The organism is Streptococcus sp. bf_0095, from assembly GCF_004166885.1.
In the GTDB taxonomy this organism is placed as follows: domain Bacteria; phylum Bacillota; class Bacilli; order Lactobacillales; family Streptococcaceae; genus Streptococcus.
This window is the reverse complement of sequence record NZ_RCYU01000001.1, coordinates 397,907-415,367: the sequence shown is the minus strand read 5'-3', so window position 1 is coordinate 415,367 and position 17,461 is coordinate 397,907. Positions and strand designations below refer to the sequence as shown.

18 protein-coding genes and 1 riboswitch are annotated in these 17,461 nt (G+C 42.4%); of the genes, 3 read left to right on the top strand and 15 right to left on the bottom strand.

Annotated features, from left to right (window positions below; translation table 11 throughout):
• Window positions 1-12 precede the first annotated feature (12 nt).
• From EAI95_RS02085 to EAI95_RS02030, 13 genes are all read right to left on the bottom strand, one after another.
• Entirely contained in the window at window positions 13-1,275 is a 1,263-nt protein-coding gene (locus EAI95_RS02085; RefSeq protein WP_048691230.1) for a nucleobase:cation symporter-2 family protein, read from the bottom strand.
• Window positions 1,275-1,856 (bottom strand): xanthine phosphoribosyltransferase, encoded by a 582-nt coding sequence (locus tag EAI95_RS02080; RefSeq protein WP_129822047.1) that lies wholly within the window; start codon window positions 1,854-1,856, stop codon window positions 1,275-1,277. The genes EAI95_RS02085 and EAI95_RS02080 overlap by 1 nt, the downstream gene beginning before the upstream one ends.
• Window positions 1,857-1,931: 75 nt before the next feature.
• Window positions 1,932-2,027, bottom strand: a riboswitch (purine riboswitch).
• Complete coding sequence (gene guaC, locus EAI95_RS02075) at window positions 2,020-3,003, bottom strand: GMP reductase (protein WP_129822046.1); 984 nt, start codon at window positions 3,001-3,003, stop codon at window positions 2,020-2,022. (Overlaps the previous riboswitch by 8 nt.)
• Window positions 3,004-3,182: 179 nt before the next feature.
• Window positions 3,183-3,905 carry an alpha/beta hydrolase gene (locus EAI95_RS02070; RefSeq protein WP_129822045.1) on the bottom strand — a complete coding sequence of 241 codons (723 nt, stop codon included), beginning with the start codon at window positions 3,903-3,905 and terminating at the stop codon, window positions 3,183-3,185.
• Window positions 3,902-4,462 (bottom strand): sugar O-acetyltransferase, encoded by a 561-nt coding sequence (locus EAI95_RS02065; protein WP_129822044.1) that lies wholly within the window; start codon window positions 4,460-4,462, stop codon window positions 3,902-3,904. The genes EAI95_RS02070 and EAI95_RS02065 overlap by 4 nt, the downstream gene beginning before the upstream one ends.
• A gap of 56 nt (window positions 4,463-4,518) precedes the next feature.
• On the bottom strand, window positions 4,519-4,644 hold the full coding sequence (locus tag EAI95_RS10080; protein ID WP_023023285.1) for a hypothetical protein: 126 nt from the start codon (window positions 4,642-4,644) through the stop codon (window positions 4,519-4,521).
• Window positions 4,645-4,898: 254 nt separating this feature from the next.
• Window positions 4,899-5,096 carry a twin-arginine translocase TatA/TatE family subunit gene (locus EAI95_RS02060; protein WP_048716047.1) on the bottom strand — a complete coding sequence of 66 codons (198 nt, stop codon included), beginning with the start codon at window positions 5,094-5,096 and terminating at the stop codon, window positions 4,899-4,901.
• A 3-nt stretch (window positions 5,097-5,099) separates the two neighbouring features.
• The gene (tatC, locus tag EAI95_RS02055; RefSeq protein WP_129822043.1) at window positions 5,100-5,819 is read right to left on the bottom strand and encodes a twin-arginine translocase subunit TatC; all 720 of its coding nucleotides are present in this window, start codon (window positions 5,817-5,819) and stop codon (window positions 5,100-5,102) included.
• Entirely contained in the window at window positions 5,809-7,491 is a 1,683-nt protein-coding gene (locus EAI95_RS02050) for an FTR1 family protein (protein WP_129822042.1), read from the bottom strand. Before EAI95_RS02050 ends, tatC begins: the two co-directional genes overlap by 11 nt.
• Window positions 7,469-8,677, bottom strand: coding sequence for an iron uptake transporter deferrochelatase/peroxidase subunit (gene efeB / locus EAI95_RS02045; protein WP_129822041.1), 1,209 nt, complete (start codon window positions 8,675-8,677; stop codon window positions 7,469-7,471). The genes EAI95_RS02050 and efeB overlap by 23 nt, the downstream gene beginning before the upstream one ends.
• Window positions 8,678-8,679: 2 nt before the next feature.
• Window positions 8,680-9,549 (bottom strand): iron uptake system protein EfeO, encoded by an 870-nt coding sequence (efeO, locus tag EAI95_RS02040; protein WP_048691249.1) that lies wholly within the window; start codon window positions 9,547-9,549, stop codon window positions 8,680-8,682.
• A 93-nt stretch (window positions 9,550-9,642) separates the two neighbouring features.
• Entirely contained in the window at window positions 9,643-11,184 is a 1,542-nt protein-coding gene (locus tag EAI95_RS02035; RefSeq protein ID WP_129822040.1) for a ClC family H(+)/Cl(-) exchange transporter, read from the bottom strand.
• A gap of 108 nt (window positions 11,185-11,292) precedes the next feature.
• On the bottom strand, window positions 11,293-12,669 hold the full coding sequence (locus EAI95_RS02030; RefSeq protein ID WP_125329400.1) for an FAD-dependent oxidoreductase: 1,377 nt from the start codon (window positions 12,667-12,669) through the stop codon (window positions 11,293-11,295).
• Window positions 12,670-12,884: 215 nt separating this feature from the next.
• Here EAI95_RS02030 and EAI95_RS02025 point away from each other — a divergent pair, with 215 nt between their 5' ends.
• From EAI95_RS02025 to EAI95_RS02015, 3 genes are read left to right on the top strand one after another with little or no spacing between them, the layout of a single operon-like run.
• On the top strand, window positions 12,885-13,808 hold the full coding sequence (locus EAI95_RS02025; RefSeq protein WP_129822039.1) for an FAD:protein FMN transferase: 924 nt from the start codon (window positions 12,885-12,887) through the stop codon (window positions 13,806-13,808).
• A 24-nt stretch (window positions 13,809-13,832) separates the two neighbouring features.
• Window positions 13,833-14,438: an NADPH-dependent FMN reductase gene (locus tag EAI95_RS02020; protein ID WP_006596326.1), complete on the top strand. Its 606-nt coding sequence runs from the start codon at window positions 13,833-13,835 to the stop codon at window positions 14,436-14,438.
• A gap of 18 nt (window positions 14,439-14,456) precedes the next feature.
• Window positions 14,457-15,692 carry an NAD(P)H-dependent oxidoreductase gene (locus tag EAI95_RS02015; protein ID WP_048691258.1) on the top strand — a complete coding sequence of 412 codons (1,236 nt, stop codon included), beginning with the start codon at window positions 14,457-14,459 and terminating at the stop codon, window positions 15,690-15,692.
• Between the two features lie 182 nt (window positions 15,693-15,874).
• Here the strand turns inward: EAI95_RS02015 and EAI95_RS02005 are convergent, their stop codons facing one another.
• Together EAI95_RS02005 and ccdA2 are read right to left on the bottom strand one after the other, a co-directional pair.
• Entirely contained in the window at window positions 15,875-16,447 is a 573-nt protein-coding gene (locus EAI95_RS02005; protein ID WP_125329398.1) for a TlpA disulfide reductase family protein, read from the bottom strand.
• A 22-nt stretch (window positions 16,448-16,469) separates the two neighbouring features.
• Window positions 16,470-17,177: a thiol-disulfide oxidoreductase-associated membrane protein CcdA2 gene (gene ccdA2, locus EAI95_RS02000; protein ID WP_023023299.1), complete on the bottom strand. Its 708-nt coding sequence runs from the start codon at window positions 17,175-17,177 to the stop codon at window positions 16,470-16,472.
• Window positions 17,178-17,461 lie beyond the last annotated feature (284 nt).

Below are 17,461 nucleotides of genomic sequence, written 5' to 3'. Positions count from 1 at the left end.
CAGTTTTTTAGATTATTTTTTATTACGGTTCAAGATGGCGTTCAGAATGATAGCCAAGACACTGGCAACAACAATTCCGTTTGCAAAGAACATTTTAAAGGCACTTGGTAGGCCATTAAAGAGGGTGCTGTTGTTCAATCCTACCCCTGCTGCGATCGATACAGCTGCGATGAGGAAATTGTGCTCATTGTGCTCAAAATCAACACGCGCAAGGATCTGCATCCCTTGAATAGACACAAAACCAAACATGACTAGCATAGCTCCACCAAGTACTGGACTTGGAATGATTTGCGCCAAAGCTCCAAACTTAGGAAGGAGACCAAGAAGAACGAGGAAACCAGCCGCGTAGTAGATTGGAAGACGGGTCTTGATACCAGACAATTTCACCAAGCCGACATTTTGTGAGAATCCAGTGTATGGGAAGGTATTGAAGATACCGCCGAGAAGGACAGCTAATCCTTCAGCACGGTAGCCATTACGAAGGCGCGTGCTATCAATTGGATCTTTTGTAATATCTGAAAGAGCAAGATAGACACCAGTCGATTCGACCATGGAAACAGTTGCGATGATACACATCATTACGATTGAAGTAATTTCAAACTTAGGAGCTCCAAAGAAGAACGGTGTTGGAACGTGAACGACTGGAGCTTGTGCTACAGGTGCGAAGTCCACCAAGCCCATAGAAGCTGCGATGGCTGTCCCAACGATCAACCCAATCAAAATAGAAATGGATTTGATAAAGCCAGTTGTATAGATGTTAACCACCAGAATAATGAGGATGGTAATCACAGCTAAAATCAGACTTTGAACTGTTGGTTCTTCAGCATTGTTCCCCATGTTTCCAATCGCTACGGGAATCAGAGTCAAACCAATGGTTGTAATGACAGATCCCGTCACAATAGATGGGAAAAGGTTAGCGATTTTAGAGAAGAAACCTGAGACCAGAACCACATAAATCCCGGAAACAATCAAGGCACCAAACATGGCACCGCTACCATGACTAGCTCCAATCATGCTGAGAGGTGCCACAGACTGGAAGGCTACCCCAAGAACGACCGGAAGACCAATCCCGAAGTATTTGTTTAATTGCAATTGCAAGAAAGTGGCTACCCCACACATAAAGATATCTGTAGAGATGAGATAGGTCAATTGCTGGGCATTATAACCCAAAGCTCCCGCAATCATGATCGGTACTAAAATAGAGCCTGAATACATGGCCAATAGGTGCTGCAAGCCTAGAATGGCTGCCTGTGAATGGTTTTCTTGTTTTTGCATTAGATGTCTGCCTCCTTAAATACAACCTGACCATTTTCAAAACGGTCCAAACGAGCAAGTGAAACAACTGGGTAGCCGAGTTCTTCTAGCAGTCCACGGCCATCTTGGAAGGATTTCTCGATGACGATACCGACTGCTTCTACACTGGCACCAGCTTGTTCGATGATCTGGATCAAGCCTTTAGCTGCCTGGCCATTTGCCAGAAAGTCATCGATGATTAAGACGCGATCATCTGGTGTTAAAAACTTGCTAGCAATGGAAACCGTACTGGTTACTTGCTTGGTAAAGGAATAGACTTCTGCTGTCAAAATCCCTTCATTCATGGTAATATTCTTGGCTTTTTTAGCAAAAATCATGGGAAGTTCCAAAGCTTCTGCCACATAAAGGGCAGGAGCGATTCCGGAAGCTTCAATGGTCACAATCTTGGTCAGACCAGCATCTTTAAAGCGTTCCGCAAAAGCCTTCCCAATTTCTTTCATCAACTGGTAATCCACTTGGTGGGTCAAGAAGGAATCGACCTTGAGGATGTTTTCTCCCAGGACATTTCCGTCTTTCAATATACGTTCTTCTAATAATTTCATGTTTTCTCCTAAACAGTTTGGAACAAAAAATAGAGACTTACCAAGTAAGCCTCTACAGAATCCAAGTATACCTGGATCAATCTAAGACTTACTTATTGTTAGGTGTTCCGGCACCTTGTAGAGACCTTGCGCCAATCCGCAAGATAAATAAGTAATTGTAGTTTTAATGAGAGTCACCATTCCAGATAGAATTCTTAACGATGACATAATCGACATGCTTGAGATCAGCAACCTTGCAGCCTCCAGCATAGGAAATAGAGCTTTGCAAGTCTTGCTCCATCTCTGTCAAGGTATCTTGCAGATGACCTTTGGCTGGCAGAAGGATTTTCTTTCCTTCAACATTCTTATAGGCCCCTTTTTGGTACTCGGAAGCAGATCCATAATACTCCTTAAAGGATTCCCCATCTACTTCAACTGTTTTCCCTGGGCTTTCAATATGACCTGCAAAGAGAGAGCCAATCATGACCATGCTAGCACCAAAACGAATGGATTTAGCAATATCTCCATGGGTCCGAATGCCACCATCCGCAATAATGGGCTTGCGCGCTGCTTTTGAACACCAACGAAGGGCTGCTAACTGCCAACCGCCAGTACCAAAACCAGTCTTCACTTTTGTGATGCAGACCTTGCCAGGTCCAATTCCAACCTTGGTAGCATCTGCTCCAGCGTTTTCCAATTCACGAACGGCCTCTGGAGTTCCGACATTTCCTGCTATGACAAAGGTATATGGTAATTCCTTCTTGATATGCTGGATCATTTGGATGACACTATCTGAGTGACCGTGAGCGATGTCGATGGTGATGTATTCAGGTGCATCGTCCTTGAGTTGAGTCACAAAATCGTACTCATAATCTTTCACTCCAACTGAAATGGAAGCAATCAAGCCCTGATCGTGCATCCGTTTGATAAAGGGAATGCGACCAGCTTCGTCAAAGCGGTGCATAATGTAAAAATAGCCCCCTTTAGCCAGTTGTTCGGCCACATCTTCATCCAGGATGGTCTGCATGTTGGCAGGTACGACTGGTAGCTTGAAGGTGTGCTTACCAAACTGAACTGTCGTGTCTGCTTCTGCACGACTTTTGATAATACACTTGTTCGGGATTAGTTGAATATCTTCGTAATCAAAGATTGGAAATTCGTTTAACATACGGATTGAAATCTCGTTTCTAAATTTTAAATCGTGATGGATCATCACTTCGTCTTCCGACGTTTCCATTCAAGATTATAACAAAGATACGGAGGCGATTCAAATAGAATGCTGATTATATAAATAATGTTCGGAAATTACTAGACTATTGTATAGAACAACTTCTATATATGAGTTATTTATGAACAAATCTGAATCCAAGTGATGATTTCTTTGCTGACAAGCTCAGGAACTGCTGTATAAAAATCGTGGCATAGATCCTTTAAGAGCACCTTCTTAATAGAAGGATCTAAATTTTCAAGTGCTCTAGCTCTCCATTCAGGCTCATCCTCGTATTTAGGACCGATAAACAAGGCCTTGGTATCTATTAGTGGAGCTTGAAAAGATCGGAGCTCTCGTCTGAGTCTCAGCAGGGAAAGAACGGCTTGTGGATCCAAATCCAGTTCATAATGATGTAGTTCAGGATTCCAACGATAACTGGATTGGATGGCCTTTATAGTTGCTGGCGAAGGGTTGTAAGTGTCTCCAAGTTCACTTGCAACAGCTTCCTCTAGAGATGGAAATACCTGTTGCTTCAGATAAGAGAGAGTCTCTTCGATTTCTTGCTCCAGCGATAAGATCTGCTCCATGTCAAGATAGCCACCATCTAGCAAAATCAGGTGGGTAATTTGTGGAACATTGGTTGCTAGGTATCGAGCCAAGTCTCCACCCAGTGAATGGGCAATGATACAAGTCTTTTCATTAGAATCCGCATGTGCTTCAAACCAATCTACTAAATCTTGGGAAGATTCCAGCTTTACCTTATAGGGATCTAGATAGGTGATGGGGTATGGAAAGCAGTGAGCAAATTCGCTTATATGATTTTCGTTACTTCCGAGTCCTCCGATAAAGTAAAACTTCACTCTTTCACCTCTATTTCCTTAATGATTCTGGCTGGATTACCAGCTAGGACTACATTATCCCCGAAGGATTTGGTCACCACTGCTCCTGCTCCAACGACGACATTATCGCCTAAGGTAACGCCTGGAAGGATGATAGCTCCACCACCCGCCCAGAAGTTATCTCCAATCGTTATCGGAGCTCCATATTCTTTTCCTGCATTCCGTTCATGCGGATCTAGGGGATGGAGAGGGGTAAGAAATTGGCAATTGGGACCGATCATGGCGTTATTACCAATCCTGATTGGGCAGACATCCAGCATAGTTAGGTTCCAGTTGGCATAAAAGTTCTCTCCCAAGTGGATATTGACCCCATAGTCACAAGCCAAGAAGGGGTGCAAGGATAGATTTTCTCCAGTAGATCCGAACCAACTTTTTATAAGTTGACTCCGCTTCTCACCGTCTGCTTCTTGGTTAAAGGCAAATTGCTTTGTCCGAGCTTCTTGTGCTAACTTCCTCAATTCTGGATCCATGGGACTGTAAAACTCGCCAGCAATCATCTTTTCATATTCCGTTTTCATAATTATCTCCGTCATATAGTAAAAAACCACTCATAGTGAGTGGGCTTGTTTATCTCTTAATGGTACATCAGGTAGCCATCGAAGAGCTCAAATATTTTTCCTATCGCTCGGAAAACAAGAGCCGCAACAAGGGCAACCAGCAAGAAGTAAGCTACAGCAAAAATCACACTAATGATCATCATGACACACTCCTTTTTAATGTACTTTTTCCACACTCTATTATACTCCTGGCCAAATTTAGATTCAAGGAAAACGCTATCAAAAGTTGATTTGTTTTCAATTTGTAATTTACAAAAATTTTCAGACGGTTCAATAATAACAAAAAGCAGGATTCATACTTAGATATCGTTTTAACGATCTACTCCTGCTTTTGCTATTATTGAAAATGAAAGAACAAAAGATAGTTCTGTCAGAAAATATCATGAAAGGCAAGCTATTATTCTTCAGTCTTACCAGTCTTTTCTTTGTCCTCTTCTTTTTCAGTAGCACCATTGTTGACGGCTGACTTGAATTCAGAGAACATTTTCCCAAGTGAGTGCCCTAGCTCAGGCAAACGCTTTGGTCCAAAGATTAAGAGGGCTCCCAGGATGATAATAATCAGTCCTGGTGCACCGATATCACGTAAAATTCCCATAATTTATCTCCTTTTTTGTATACGGTTATAGATGATGCGACTGATGCCCAGACTCACTTCATAGAGCAAGATAAGGGGCACGGTCATTGCTAAATCACTGATAAAATCAGCTGGCGTCAGGACGACTGCCAGTACTAGTAAAAGAAAGTAGGCTATTCGACGATAGCGCCTTAACCAGTCTGGCGTTAAGATATGAATCGAGGTCAAAAAGGCTACAAGGACCGGCAATTCAAACAAGACACCCAAAGGTACTGTTGTATGAAAGATGAAGGCCAAGTAGTTCTGTGCCGTTAACTGGATGGTAAACTGGCCTTGTCCCAACTTCAAGAGCACCTCGAGAATAGCTGGACTAACCAGATAATAGCCGAAGAGTAAGCCTAGCAAGAAACAAATCAAACTGGCCGGCACATAGAGCAGAATAGCTCCTGCTTCTCCATTTCTCAAAGCTGGTTTTACAAATTGCCAGACTTGAAAGAGGGTGAAGGGCAGGGTGATGGTAAAGGCTATTAAGCTCGCCAACTGAAGGTAGATGCTTAAAATGTCATTAGGGCCAAGGACAAAGAGTTTCTCTCGAAATCCAGCCGTCAAAAAGGCATAAAGCTGGTCAGAAAACAAGAGGGCTCCACAAAAGACAACGAAAAAACAAAGGATACAAGCGATGAAGCGTCGTCTAAACTCGCTTAAATGCTCTACAATAGTGAGCCTTCTATCTTCATTTTTCATGCTGCTTCACCGTTACAATCCCGACAATAAGAACGAATAGAACTTGGCAAGCAAGAACTTCCCAGCTCGGATAGATCCCCGCCCAATCAATGGTTGGGAAATTACTCAAGATATGATTGGGAAGCATATTGGTTAATTGAAGCGCGTGCAGGCTCACCCCCAGCATCTTAAAGGCCAGGGCATAGATCATCCAAGTCAGGATGAAGAAAATCTTATGTGGCTTGACCAGATGGCTCGCCTTGGTCATGAGAATAGCAAGAATGGCCAAAACTGCGAGTGCCAAGCCGATCCCTAGAAAGAAATCAAAGGAGCGAATACGAGGGAGAATCCCTACATAGAAAAGGATAGTCTCAGCCCCCTCACGGAAGACAGCTAAGAAACTGAGGGCAAACATAGAAATGAAACTTCCAGTTGCTGTCACAGCCTTCATCTGACTTTCCATGAATTGGTTCCATTTTTTAACGGAGGACTTGCGATGTAGCCAAATCCCAATGACAATCATCATGCCTACTGCGATAATTCCTACCGCTCCCTCGATCACCTCGCGGTTTGAAGCCGAGGTCACAGCTGGGAATAAGAATTGAAGAGCGACTGCAATGGCTGCACTGGCCAGGATACCTAGAAGAGCACCTGCATAAACCCATTTCAATCCTTTGACCAATTTAGCTGACTTGAGAACTGTCACCAAAGCCATGACAATCAATAGCGCTTCGACTCCCTCGCGTAAGAGGATCAACATAGCGTCAACCGCCGAATAGGAGGCGGTGGTATCAATAGCTGATAGATCACTAATCAGAGCTTCCAGTTGCTTTTGGTACTTGCTTTCCTTTCCCTTGACCATAATAACTGGACTTTGACTTTCCACTCTGGTATAGAGACCAGGATTGGTCGTGCTGACATCGCCTTCGATCGTTGGCCAAATGGTAATGAACTCCTTCATGACTTGACTAGCTTGGCTAGTGTCATTGGCTTGGAAGAGGCTCAGAGCTTTCTTTAGGAGCTTGATCCCGTCTGAAAGAGTCAGATTGGAGCTTGTTTCCTCAATCTTTTCCCCACTGATAAATTGATCCAGTACATTCTTTAAGTCGTTGTACGAAGATTGGATGGAGTCAAAGTTTGTAGGCTCTGTTTCGATGGCACTTCTCAAGAAGGAGATAGCTGTTTCTACCTTTCCATAGTAAGCAGTACTATGGTCTCTGACTACGGCTTCATTCCGAGTCCAGGTGTTGTTTAAATCAGCATAAGCCTTTCGTGTCGCCTGGAGATCCTTTGCTGTGATCGCCTCTTGAAGCTTCTCAAAGTAAGGTTGCAAGCGAGTTTCTAGCTTCTCTTTTTCAGCATCCAGATCGACTGGATTTTGCTCTTTTTCAAAGGCTAGCAAGGAAGTGGAGACGGTCACCAACTGCTTTTCTGTGATCTCTCCTTTCAAGTCCAGACTCTTCTGGACTTCTTTTCCTGCCTTGGAATCATGATTGGCCTTCTTTAGAAACTCCTCTTTTATCTCTGCGACCAGAGTGTGAGCCTTTTCTTGGTCCTTATCCCGAACTGCTGTCGTTGCATCAGTGATTTTGATAAAGAGATCACTATAGGATTCGGCCTGAACAGGAGTCACGATGAAAAAGAGACAGGCTACTAGGACGACTAACAATTTATTCAAATAAGTCTTGACCAATGTACCCTCCTTCCTTCACACCTCCGAAGCAGGCAAAGAGGCCACTGCCAATATGGGTCACATATTCATTCATCTTATCGTCTGCCCCAAGATTGGTTTGGATTTTCACAAAGCGGTCTGGATACTTTTGAAAGGCAATAAATAGCAATCCTGCATCAAACTGCCCCGTTTTCGGATCAATCCCATCAGAGTATGAATAAGAGCGTCGCAAAATTGGCAGATCCACTTCTTTAGCCAAACGGACATGTGAGTCAACTGGTAAAAGGGAGAGGTCCACTTCGTCAAACTCGTTTTTCTTTCCAAATGGTGCGCCACTTTCTTTATAGCGTCCAAAAGTGTTTTCTTGCTCCTGCAGGTTGGTACGATCCCAGGTCTCTAAATGCATGATAATCCGGCGTACAGCCATGTAAGAGCCGTTTTTCATCCAGTCTTGACTATCAGCCCAGACGACCTTATCGAAATCTTTCTCTGTCGTGACATTGGCAGTTCCATCTTTGAAGCCAAAGAGGTTCCGGGGCGTTTCCATGCGATCCCCAATAGCAGCAAATCCTGATTGGCTCCACTTCATGGTCACCTTATTGCGTCCTTTACGAATCAGATTGCGGACAGCATGAAAGGCCACCTGCTCATCATCTGCACATGCTTGGATAACGATATCACCACCCGTATACTGCTCTCTCAACTGTTCCTTAGGAAAAGCTGGCAGATCCCGGAAGAGTTTGGGACGTTTCTTTTCAAGGCCTAGTTTGGTCAAAAAGCTAGCCGAAACACCAAAGGTTAGGGTGAGGCGGTAAGGATTTAGTCCGACTGTTTCCCCAGTATCACTTGGAGGCAAGAGAGCGTTGGATCCATCTTTTTTGACCAGTTCTCCATTGACTAATTTCTGGCTATAATCTGTCCAGTCTTTAAACAACTGAATCAATTCGTTTTTATCTGTCGTCCGGAGATCGAGCACCACAAAATAGATATTCTTCTGCATGGGGGTGGTAATTCCAGCCTGATGCTTGCCGTAAAAGCTAATTTCTTCTTGACCGTCTGCGATATTTTTGGAGCCTTGCTCCTTATTAGCGAAAAAAGCAGAAGCACCGGATAGACCAAGTGCTAAGCCTGCTCCCCCAATACCTGCTTTTTTCAGAAATTCGCGACGATCCATCTTCTTTTCAAAAAATTTTTCGTCTTTTGTCATTGTTATTTACCGTTTAAAATGATTCCCATTTGAGAGAGTGGTTCTCCCAATTTTGTAACTGCTTCTGCTAGTTCTTTGGTATCTTCTTCTGTTAGGTCTGTATATGATTTATAGTTGGAATCATCAGTCATATGTTTGTCTAACAAGTCATTCACCGCCTTGAATTCTGTTTCAAGGGTTTTCACTAGTTTGGCATCCTTTTTCTCAATGAGAGGTTTGAAGAGTGCAAAAATCTTCTCAGCCCCTTCGATATTGGCCCGGAAGTCATAGAGATCTGTATGAGAGAAAATTTCTTCTTCCCCAGTGATCTTTTGTGTCGCCACTTCATTTAAGAGGTCAACCGCACCTGTCAACATCAAATCTGGCGTCACTTCTACTGTCGCAATCTTAGCTTTCAACTCTTTGATATCATTTACCAATTGCTCCGCATATTTTTCAGTGCCTTCGGTTGTATTTTGTTCCCAGAGGATGCGTTCGATACGGTGGAAGCCTGACCATCCTTCTTCTGATTTGTTTTCATCGACATAGTCAACCAAACGGAAGTCAATCTTGACATCAGACTCCCCAAAGCTTTCAGCAATTGGTTCAGAGCGTTCATAAGACATCCGAATCAAAGGATAGACCTTCTTAGCTTCTTCTAAATCACCACTTTTGAGGACTCTTTGAAATTCCTCTGTATCTTTTAACAACTGATCAATTTGTCCTTGCACAAACTCCTTGTATTCACTTGTCGCCTGGTCCAAGGCTTTTTGGTCCTCTTTTGACAATTTCACTGTCGAAGAGGAACTATTTGTAGTTGTATTTTTTGAAGATGTATTAGCACAGCCTGCTAATAAAGCGACTGATAAGAGTGCTACTGCAAGTTTTTTCATGAGAATTTCTCCTGGATACTTTTTTTACGTGGTCTATTATAGCAAAGATTTTCTCATTTTTCAATAATTGTCAGAAAACTTTAATAAAATGAATTAGAGGAGTAATTCTTTCACCCGGCCGATATCTGTCTCTTTTACCACGAGGTAGATGCTATCTCCTAGATAGAGGCGGGTACTACCATGCACCGTACTGTTTTTTCCATTATGCTGATGAGTTGTGATTAGGAGGTCTCTCGGTAGATCTAAATCTCGAACCTGTCGGCCTGCTATTTTCTCTGATACTGGAATTTCGATCAGGGTTAAGACATCTGAACCGCTGGTCACCTCAGGCATCAATTGTTCCAGCATAGCCTCGTAGACAGGGGCCCCTTTTAGCAGATCCATAGTAATGTAAGCTGTCAAAGTCACCAAGCCAATCGGCATCAAGGTTCGTATATCTCCTACCATTTCAGTCACTAGAATCATGGCTGTCAAGGGCGCTTTTGAAATGGCACTGAAATAACCACTCATTCCTAAAATGACAAACAAGGGAAGTTGATTAGAATGTATGAGACCAAACTTTAATAAAACAGCCGCAACCAAGGCTCCTAAAACAGATCCAAGAGCTAGAATCGGAAGAAAGATGCCACCAGGAAGACCACTACCGTAACTAATCATGCTCCAAATAAATCGTATCGCAAAATAGAAGATCAGCATCTGGATACTAAGAGGGACATGCGCTAAGTTCAAAACCAACTGATTTCCACCACCTAATAAGTGAGGGAAATAATAACCGATCGGTAGGATCAAAAGAAAGGCAAAGAGTGGATAGTAAGGAGCAGTCACCTTGAAACAGCTACCAAGCTTTTGATATAGCCGACCAATATTTAAAACAGCAACTTCATAGAAATAACCAGTTAGGCCCAGAAAAATTCCCATGACTAAGAAAATCCAATAGCTGGATAAATCGATATGGGGAATATGGTCTGGCATATTTAATACAGGTGTTTGACCGAAAATATTGAGGGAGACAAAGTTTGCGACCAAACTCGCAGCCAAGGTCGATACCCAGAAGACACGAGAAAAATGATGGTAGACTTCTTCTACTACAAAGAGTAGACCAGCGATCGGAGCGTTAAAGGCTGCTGCCAAACCTGCTGCGGCACCGCTGGCAATCAAGGCTCTTTCTTCTACAGGACTAAGTGCAAGTTTCTTAGCCAGCCCCTTTCCTCCCATGGCGCCAAGTTGGATACTGGGTCCTTCACGCCCCAACATCAGACCACTAGCAATTGCTAAAATCCCTAAAATGTACTTCTGCCAAAGCGTAGCCCACCAGTCTATCTGTAGCAGTCCTTTTAATTCTGCTTCTACTTGAGGAATACCAGATCCTTTAACGTTTTTGTTCTTTTTGATGAGCTGGCTAGCTAGCAAAATAATAAAAAGATACATCGAAAGGATGATGATCCAATTGATCGGACTTCTTCCAAGATCCTTATACAATCCCAGTACAATATGAAAGAGATGCTCAATAAAAAATCGAAAACTCGAGACAATCGCGCCGACTACAAGCCCTACTAAAACACCTCTGCTAACCTGAGACAAAATAGATCTCGAGGTCGATTGAAATTCTCTTTGGATTTGCTGACTTTGTTTCATAAATTCTCTTCAACTCCCAGATTTCTTGCTTTTATTATACTATTTTTCACAGCTCTTGAGTAAGACAACAGCAAAAAAACGCCCAAATGAGCGTTTCTATAGAATGCATTATTTAGCAGTAAGTGCTGCCATAGTAATGTAGTTGTATGGTTTGTTGAAGTGTGGCAAGAAGAATAGATCTGTCAATGCCAATTTTTCAATTGTAACGTGCTCTTGGATTGCCAATGAGAACATGTGGATACCCATTGAGATTGCAGCGTCACGTGATACCATTTGAGCACCAAGGATTTCACGGCTATCTTGATCATAAACGATCTTGATGGCAACTTCATGGTTGTCATGTTTGATAAATTCTGGTTTTTGAAGGTCGTTGAAGCCAGTTTCAACAGCGTTGTAGCCTGCTGCTTTTGCTTTTTCAAGAGTCAAACCAGTTGAAACCATGTGAAGACCATAGATAGAGATACCGTTTGATCCTTGCACACCGATTCCTTCAAGCTCATGTCCACAAGCGTTGTAAGCACCTACGATACCAGTACGTACCGCATTTGATGCAAGAGCAATGTAGCTAGTGTCTTTACGAGCGTTGTCATATACAGTCGCACAGTCACCAACAGCGTATACACCTGGGATTGATGTTTCTTGTTTCTTGTCTACAAGGAAGGCACCGTTGCGGAAGAGTTCGATCTTACCATCAGCAAGAGCTGTGTTTGGACGGAAACCAACAGCAAGAATAACCATATCAACGTCGAATGTTTCTTTGTCAGTTACCAAGCGTTCTACTTTACCGTCACCTTGGATAGCTTTAACAGTTTGACCAAGTGCCAAACGGATGTTGTGGTCTTCCAAGTTTTTAGCCATCATTTGTGTGAAGTCTTTGTCATAGTATCCGTTCAATACTGTGTCAACGATATCAACAAGGACAACTTCTTTTCCAAGACGTTCGAATGCTTCAGCAAGCTCAACACCGATGTAACCACCACCTACAACAGCGATGCGCTCAAGGTGTTTGCTCTTGTCTTCAAGTTTCTTAATAACTTCTTCAGCATTTTGGTACAATTTAACGAATTGTACATTTTCAAGAGTCGCTTTGAACTCACGGTTCCCTTTGACAATTTCAACACCTTCAATTGGTGGCAAGATTGGAGTTGAACCAGTTGCGAAGATCAATTTTTCATATGATTCTTTGTGTTCTTTACCATCAACTTCTGCAGTTACAACTTTGTTGTCGTAGTCAATTGAAAGAACTGGTGAGTTCATGTAAACTTTAGCGCCTTTAGCTTCTAATTTTTCTTTATCTGAATAGAACAAGCCCTCAGGTCCGTCGATTTGTTCACCAATCCAAAGAGCCATTCCGCATCCAAGGAATGAGATATTTGAGTTTTGGTCAAAGACAACGATTTCATTTTCGTTTCCAAAATTATCCAACATTGTGTTGATACATGCAGTTCCAGCGTGGTTAGCACCCACAACTACGATTTTACTCATAGAAAAAATCCTACCTTTAATTTTATTTACCATACAATTATAACATGAAAATGATATCGTTTCCAAATTTTTTGCTTACAATTTGTGATATTATTTTCAAATCCATTTGCATAAGTCCTGAAAAATGTCAATAATTTTGCTTGAGGGGATTGTGAAATGGCTTTCTTTTTGATAAACTTGAAGTAGGTGAATATTGGAAAGGTGGTTTACTATTTGTGGAACTAACTAGTCGATCCGAACGCCTAATGGGCTCCACCATAACCGTTTCGATTTCTCATCAACAAGCTGACCAAATACTGGCCGATTGCTTTAGTCTCCTGCGATCCTATGAGCATCGCTTTAGTGCCAATGACTCTTCTTCTGAATTGATGGAGGTCAATCAAAAAGCTGGCATTGAACCCGTAAAGGTTCATCCAGATCTTTTTTCACTGATTTCTCTAGGAACTAGCCATAGTCAGGCGCAAGGAAGTCATTTAAACATTGCGATTGGTCCACTTGTCCAAACCTGGAGAATTGGTTTTTCAGATGCTAGGAAGCCTGATCAAGTAGAAATTGAACAAGCCCTAACAGTCATTGACCCTCATCAGATTTGCTTAGATCCGAATCAACAAACTGTTTTTCTCAAAAGAAAAGGGATGAAAATTGATCTAGGTGCTTTAGCTAAGGGATTTAGTGCGGATTTACTAGCTAGTTATCTCAGGAGTCAGGGGATCGAGCGGGCTTTAATTGATTTGGGGGGCAATATCCTTACCCTTGGTCAAAACCCTATCAGTCATCGCCCTTGGCGAATTGGGATCCAAGATCCTCAGCTTCCAAGAGGGGAACATTTACTAGTTCTATCTGTTACAGATAAGTCCGTTGTGACATCAGGTACCTATGTTCGTCACCTTGAGATTGACGGCCGGTCCTTCCATCATATTTTTGATCCTCAAACTGGCTATCCTGTCGAAACAGAACTGGCAAGTCTCACGATTATTTCTGATCGATCAGTGGATGGGGAGATTTGGACCACGCGCTTGTTCGGTGAAGAACCGACCAACATTTTAAATATTGTTGAAACCTTACCTGGCATGGATGCTATTCTAGTCTATCAGTCAGGTCGCCTCGCCTATACCAGTGGGCTACATGATTATTTGTAATTTTAATTTCAGAAAGGAATTTCCATGACAAAACTTATTGCGATCGTTGGAACAAACTCCAAACGTTCAACAAACCGCCAACTACTTCAATACATGCAAAAGCATTTTGCTGATAAGGCAGAGATTGAATTGGTTGAGATTAAAGATATCCCTGTCTTCAACAAGCCAGCCAACAAACAAGTCCCTGAGGCTATTTTAGAAATTGCTGCTAAAATCGAGGAAGCTGATGGTGTCATCATTGGCACACCAGAATACGATCATTCCATCCCTGCTGTCTTGATGAGTGCCCTTGCTTGGTTATCTTATGGGATTTACCCACTCTTAAGCAAACCAGTGATGATTACAGGTGCTTCTTATGGTACGCTTGGTTCATCTCGTGCTCAATTGCAACTTCGTCAAATCTTGAACTCACCAGAAATCAAAGCCACTGTCCTTCCAGACGAATTCTTGCTTTCTCACTCTCTTCAAGCATTTGATCAAAATGGTGACTTGGTAGACCTTGATGTCATCAAGAAATTGGATGCCATCTTTGATGACTTCCGTATCTTTGTAAAAGTTACTGAAAAATTGCGCAACGCTCAAGAACTGCTTCGCAAAGATGCCGAAGACTTCGACTGGGAAAACTTGTAAGATAGGAGACATATTAGCATGAAATTTGTAGGACTTGTAGGATCGAACTACGATCAATCATATAACCGCAAACTTTTGGAATTCATCCGTCGTCACTTCAAGATCAAATTTGAATTGGAAGTTCTTGAAATCGATGAAGTTCCAATGTTTAACCAAGATGAGAAATGGGACGAAAGCTTCCAATTGCGTCTCCTCAACAATAAAATTACCCGTGCTGACGGTGTGATTATCGCAACTCCTGAACACAACCACACTATTTCCGCTTCCCTCAAATCTGTACTGGAATGGCTCTCCTATGAAGTGCATCCTTTTGAAAGCAAACCGGTCATGATCGTGGGTGCTTCTTACTATGACCAAGGGACTTCTCGTGCCCAAGTTCACCTTCGTAAGATTCTGGATGCTCCAGGTGTCAATGCCTATACCCTTCCAGGGAACGAATTCCTTCTAGGAAAAGCGAAAGAAGCTTTTGACGCAGATGGCAACATCATCAACGAAGGGACTGTAAAATTCCTTGAAACTTGCTTAGATAACTTTGTGAAATACGTAGGAGTCGTTTCTAAATTGAAAAAACCAAAACCAATTGAACCAGAAGATTTGGATTGCGGAAAACCAATCGCTACTACTATTACTGAGGTTGATCCGGATGATCCAGATTGGGTAGAAAAAGTAGCAGAAATTACAGGAGCTGTATCTGGTGATACTTATGTCAAATTGGACCACGGTATCCTGACTGTTAATCAAATCGATATGTTCTTGAAAGCTATGCCTTTCGAATTGACATACGCTGATGATAACAACCAGTTCCTCTACTACAACAATGCCCACCAAGATCCAGATACCATGTTTGCAAAACGCGTGCCACCTCAATCAGGTAGCCGGATGTCAACCGTTCACGGTTCTCTTCCACCAGCACGTATGAAAAACGTTGAATGGGTCATCGGTACTCTTCGCAATGGAAACCAGGAATATGTTCGTACCATTGTTCCAGGATCTCCTGAAGGCGTGATCAATACTCACAACTATCAAGCTATGTACTATCCAGATGGTTCATATGCTGGTATCAACGAAATTGTCTTTAACTTCCAGCCATGGTTGGACTGGTACCTTCAAACAACTGGTCAACGCTTAGTAGGCGGTAGCGGACCATTCGCTCCTGCTGGCGGCCATGGGGATGCAGACGCAACTTCAGGTGCTTCAGATGCTGGAGGACACGGTGACGGAGCTGCTGATGCTACATCTGGTGCAAGCAACTAATAAAAAGAGAGTGGGACAGAAATCGGTAATTCATTAGAATTCGATTTCGTCGTCCCACCTCCGCACAGTTGAGTAGGGCTGTAAAAGCTGATGAAATCAGCGTAGTAGAGCCCACTCAACCACTGCGTCTTGCTCGACATCCAAAGACAATTGAGAGGCTAGGACTTTTGTCCCAGCCTCTTTTATTTCAACTCTTTGATAATCTTCTTAGCATCTTCGTTTGAAATTGCCCCTAATTGAACATGTCCAATCTTTCCTTGGCTATCGATAAAGACTTCCGTAGGGATCGAACGGACTTGGTAATTCATAAAGGCAGATCCATCCGGATTGTACAAAACAGGAACTGATTGATAGTCTTGTTCGGCAAACCATTTGACGAACTCTTCTTCAGTTTTTTCCCCTTGCATCCCCGGTGCCATAACGGTAAGAATCTCAAAGTCTCGGTCCTTTTCTTCGACCAGTTTATTCAGTTCAGGCATACTTTGCCGGCAAGGACCACACCAAGTTGCCCAGAATTTCAAGTAAACCTTTTTGCCTCTATAGTCTGAAAGTTTGACCGTATTCCCCTTCATATCCTTTAGCTCGAAGTCACTAGCTTCTTTTCCTACTAAAGGATGTTTACTTGTGCTAGTATTGGTCATTGATTGATTATCCATGGATTGATTGTTCATGCCACCTTCGGACCGATTCATAGAGCAAGCAGTCAGAATGGATAGAGAAAGAAGCGAAAAACAGGCGTATTTAATAACTTTCATAATGAGTAAACCTCCATTTAATTTATGAAAAGATAGCAGACAAGCTATTCAATTGTCCCAAGAGTAACAAAATCCCCATAATGATGATAATCAATCCACCAATTTTCTTCAGTAACAAGAGATGGGGTTTTAGACGATTAAAGTATGGGAGAACAATCCCAGACGCTAAGGCCAAAAGTAAAAACGGAATAGCCATCCCTAGTGTATAGATAAAGAGATAGAGAGCACCCATGAGGGCATCTTGACCATTGGATGCTGCTAAGGCAAGGACAGAGCCTAGAACCGGACCGATACATGGCGTCCAGCCAAAGCTAAAACCAAGCCCAAGCAGAAAAGCTGAAAGTAATTCATTCTTGTGCTTGTTCGCCCCGAAATCCATTGTCTTTTGCTTTTCTAAGAAGTTAAAGTGAAAGACTTCCATCTGATGAAGGCCAAGAATAATAATCAGCGCTCCCATCAGGTATCGGAACCAGTTGGTATACATAATTTGACCAAGCAAACCTGCCCCGAAACCAATAATGAGGAAAATAACAGAAATCCCTGCGATGAAACACAAGGTCTTTACAAGACCATGCCAGCGAATCTTCTTCCCGAAAATTTGGATGGATTTTTCCTGATCACTTCCTAGCAAAACCCCGATGTATACCGGAAGCAAAGGAAAGACACAAGGAGAGAAAAAAGAGAGAATCCCTGCCAGAAAGACAGTGAAGGAGAAAACGATTTGATTCATAAAACACTCCGTATATTGATATGCTACAACTAGTATAACATTCCAACTCCTAAATTAAAAATTTCTGCTACGCTTTGATTTCTAAACGATCATTTAGAAACTAGTTTCAAAGCCAAACAAAAACTCCAAAGCATATCACTTTGGAATCAGATTAAAAACAAAGTCATTCTAGAATCTTTTCCTTAAGTGAGTACGGACGTCAGCGAACTTCGAAGAAGTTCCATGACTTAGTTTTGAGCCTGAGGTCTCAAAACTCCCGAGTGCTAGAAACAACAGTGTTTCTA

What these genes read in the sequence shown, in the direction of transcription:
- EAI95_RS02065 (WP_129822044.1), bottom strand. Translation starts at nt 4,462, where the DNA reads ATGAAAACGGAATATGAAAAGATGATTGCTGGCGAGTTTTACAGTCCC.
- EAI95_RS02020 (WP_006596326.1), top strand. Translation starts at nt 13,833, where the DNA reads ATGACAAAACTTATTGCGATCGTTGGAACAAACTCCAAACGTTCAACA.
- EAI95_RS02080 (WP_129822047.1), bottom strand. Translation starts at nt 1,856, where the DNA reads ATGAAATTATTAGAAGAACGTATATTGAAAGACGGAAATGTCCTGGGA.
- EAI95_RS02085 (WP_048691230.1), bottom strand. Translation starts at nt 1,275, where the DNA reads ATGCAAAAACAAGAAAACCATTCACAGGCAGCCATTCTAGGCTTGCAG.
- EAI95_RS02035 (WP_129822040.1), bottom strand. Translation starts at nt 11,184, where the DNA reads ATGAAACAAAGTCAGCAAATCCAAAGAGAATTTCAATCGACCTCGAGA.
- tatC (WP_129822043.1), bottom strand. Translation starts at nt 5,819, where the DNA reads ATGAAAAATGAAGATAGAAGGCTCACTATTGTAGAGCATTTAAGCGAG.
- EAI95_RS10080 (WP_023023285.1), bottom strand. Translation starts at nt 4,644, where the DNA reads ATGATGATCATTAGTGTGATTTTTGCTGTAGCTTACTTCTTGCTGGTT.
- EAI95_RS02005 (WP_125329398.1), bottom strand. Translation starts at nt 16,447, where the DNA reads ATGAAAGTTATTAAATACGCCTGTTTTTCGCTTCTTTCTCTATCCATT.
- ccdA2 (WP_023023299.1), bottom strand. Translation starts at nt 17,177, where the DNA reads ATGAATCAAATCGTTTTCTCCTTCACTGTCTTTCTGGCAGGGATTCTC.
- EAI95_RS02060 (WP_048716047.1), bottom strand. Translation starts at nt 5,096, where the DNA reads ATGGGAATTTTACGTGATATCGGTGCACCAGGACTGATTATTATCATC.
- guaC (WP_129822046.1), bottom strand. Translation starts at nt 3,003, where the DNA reads ATGTTAAACGAATTTCCAATCTTTGATTACGAAGATATTCAACTAATC.
- efeB (WP_129822041.1), bottom strand. Translation starts at nt 8,677, where the DNA reads ATGACAAAAGACGAAAAATTTTTTGAAAAGAAGATGGATCGTCGCGAA.
- efeO (WP_048691249.1), bottom strand. Translation starts at nt 9,549, where the DNA reads ATGAAAAAACTTGCAGTAGCACTCTTATCAGTCGCTTTATTAGCAGGC.
- EAI95_RS02015 (WP_048691258.1), top strand. Translation starts at nt 14,457, where the DNA reads ATGAAATTTGTAGGACTTGTAGGATCGAACTACGATCAATCATATAAC.
- EAI95_RS02030 (WP_125329400.1), bottom strand. Translation starts at nt 12,669, where the DNA reads ATGAGTAAAATCGTAGTTGTGGGTGCTAACCACGCTGGAACTGCATGT.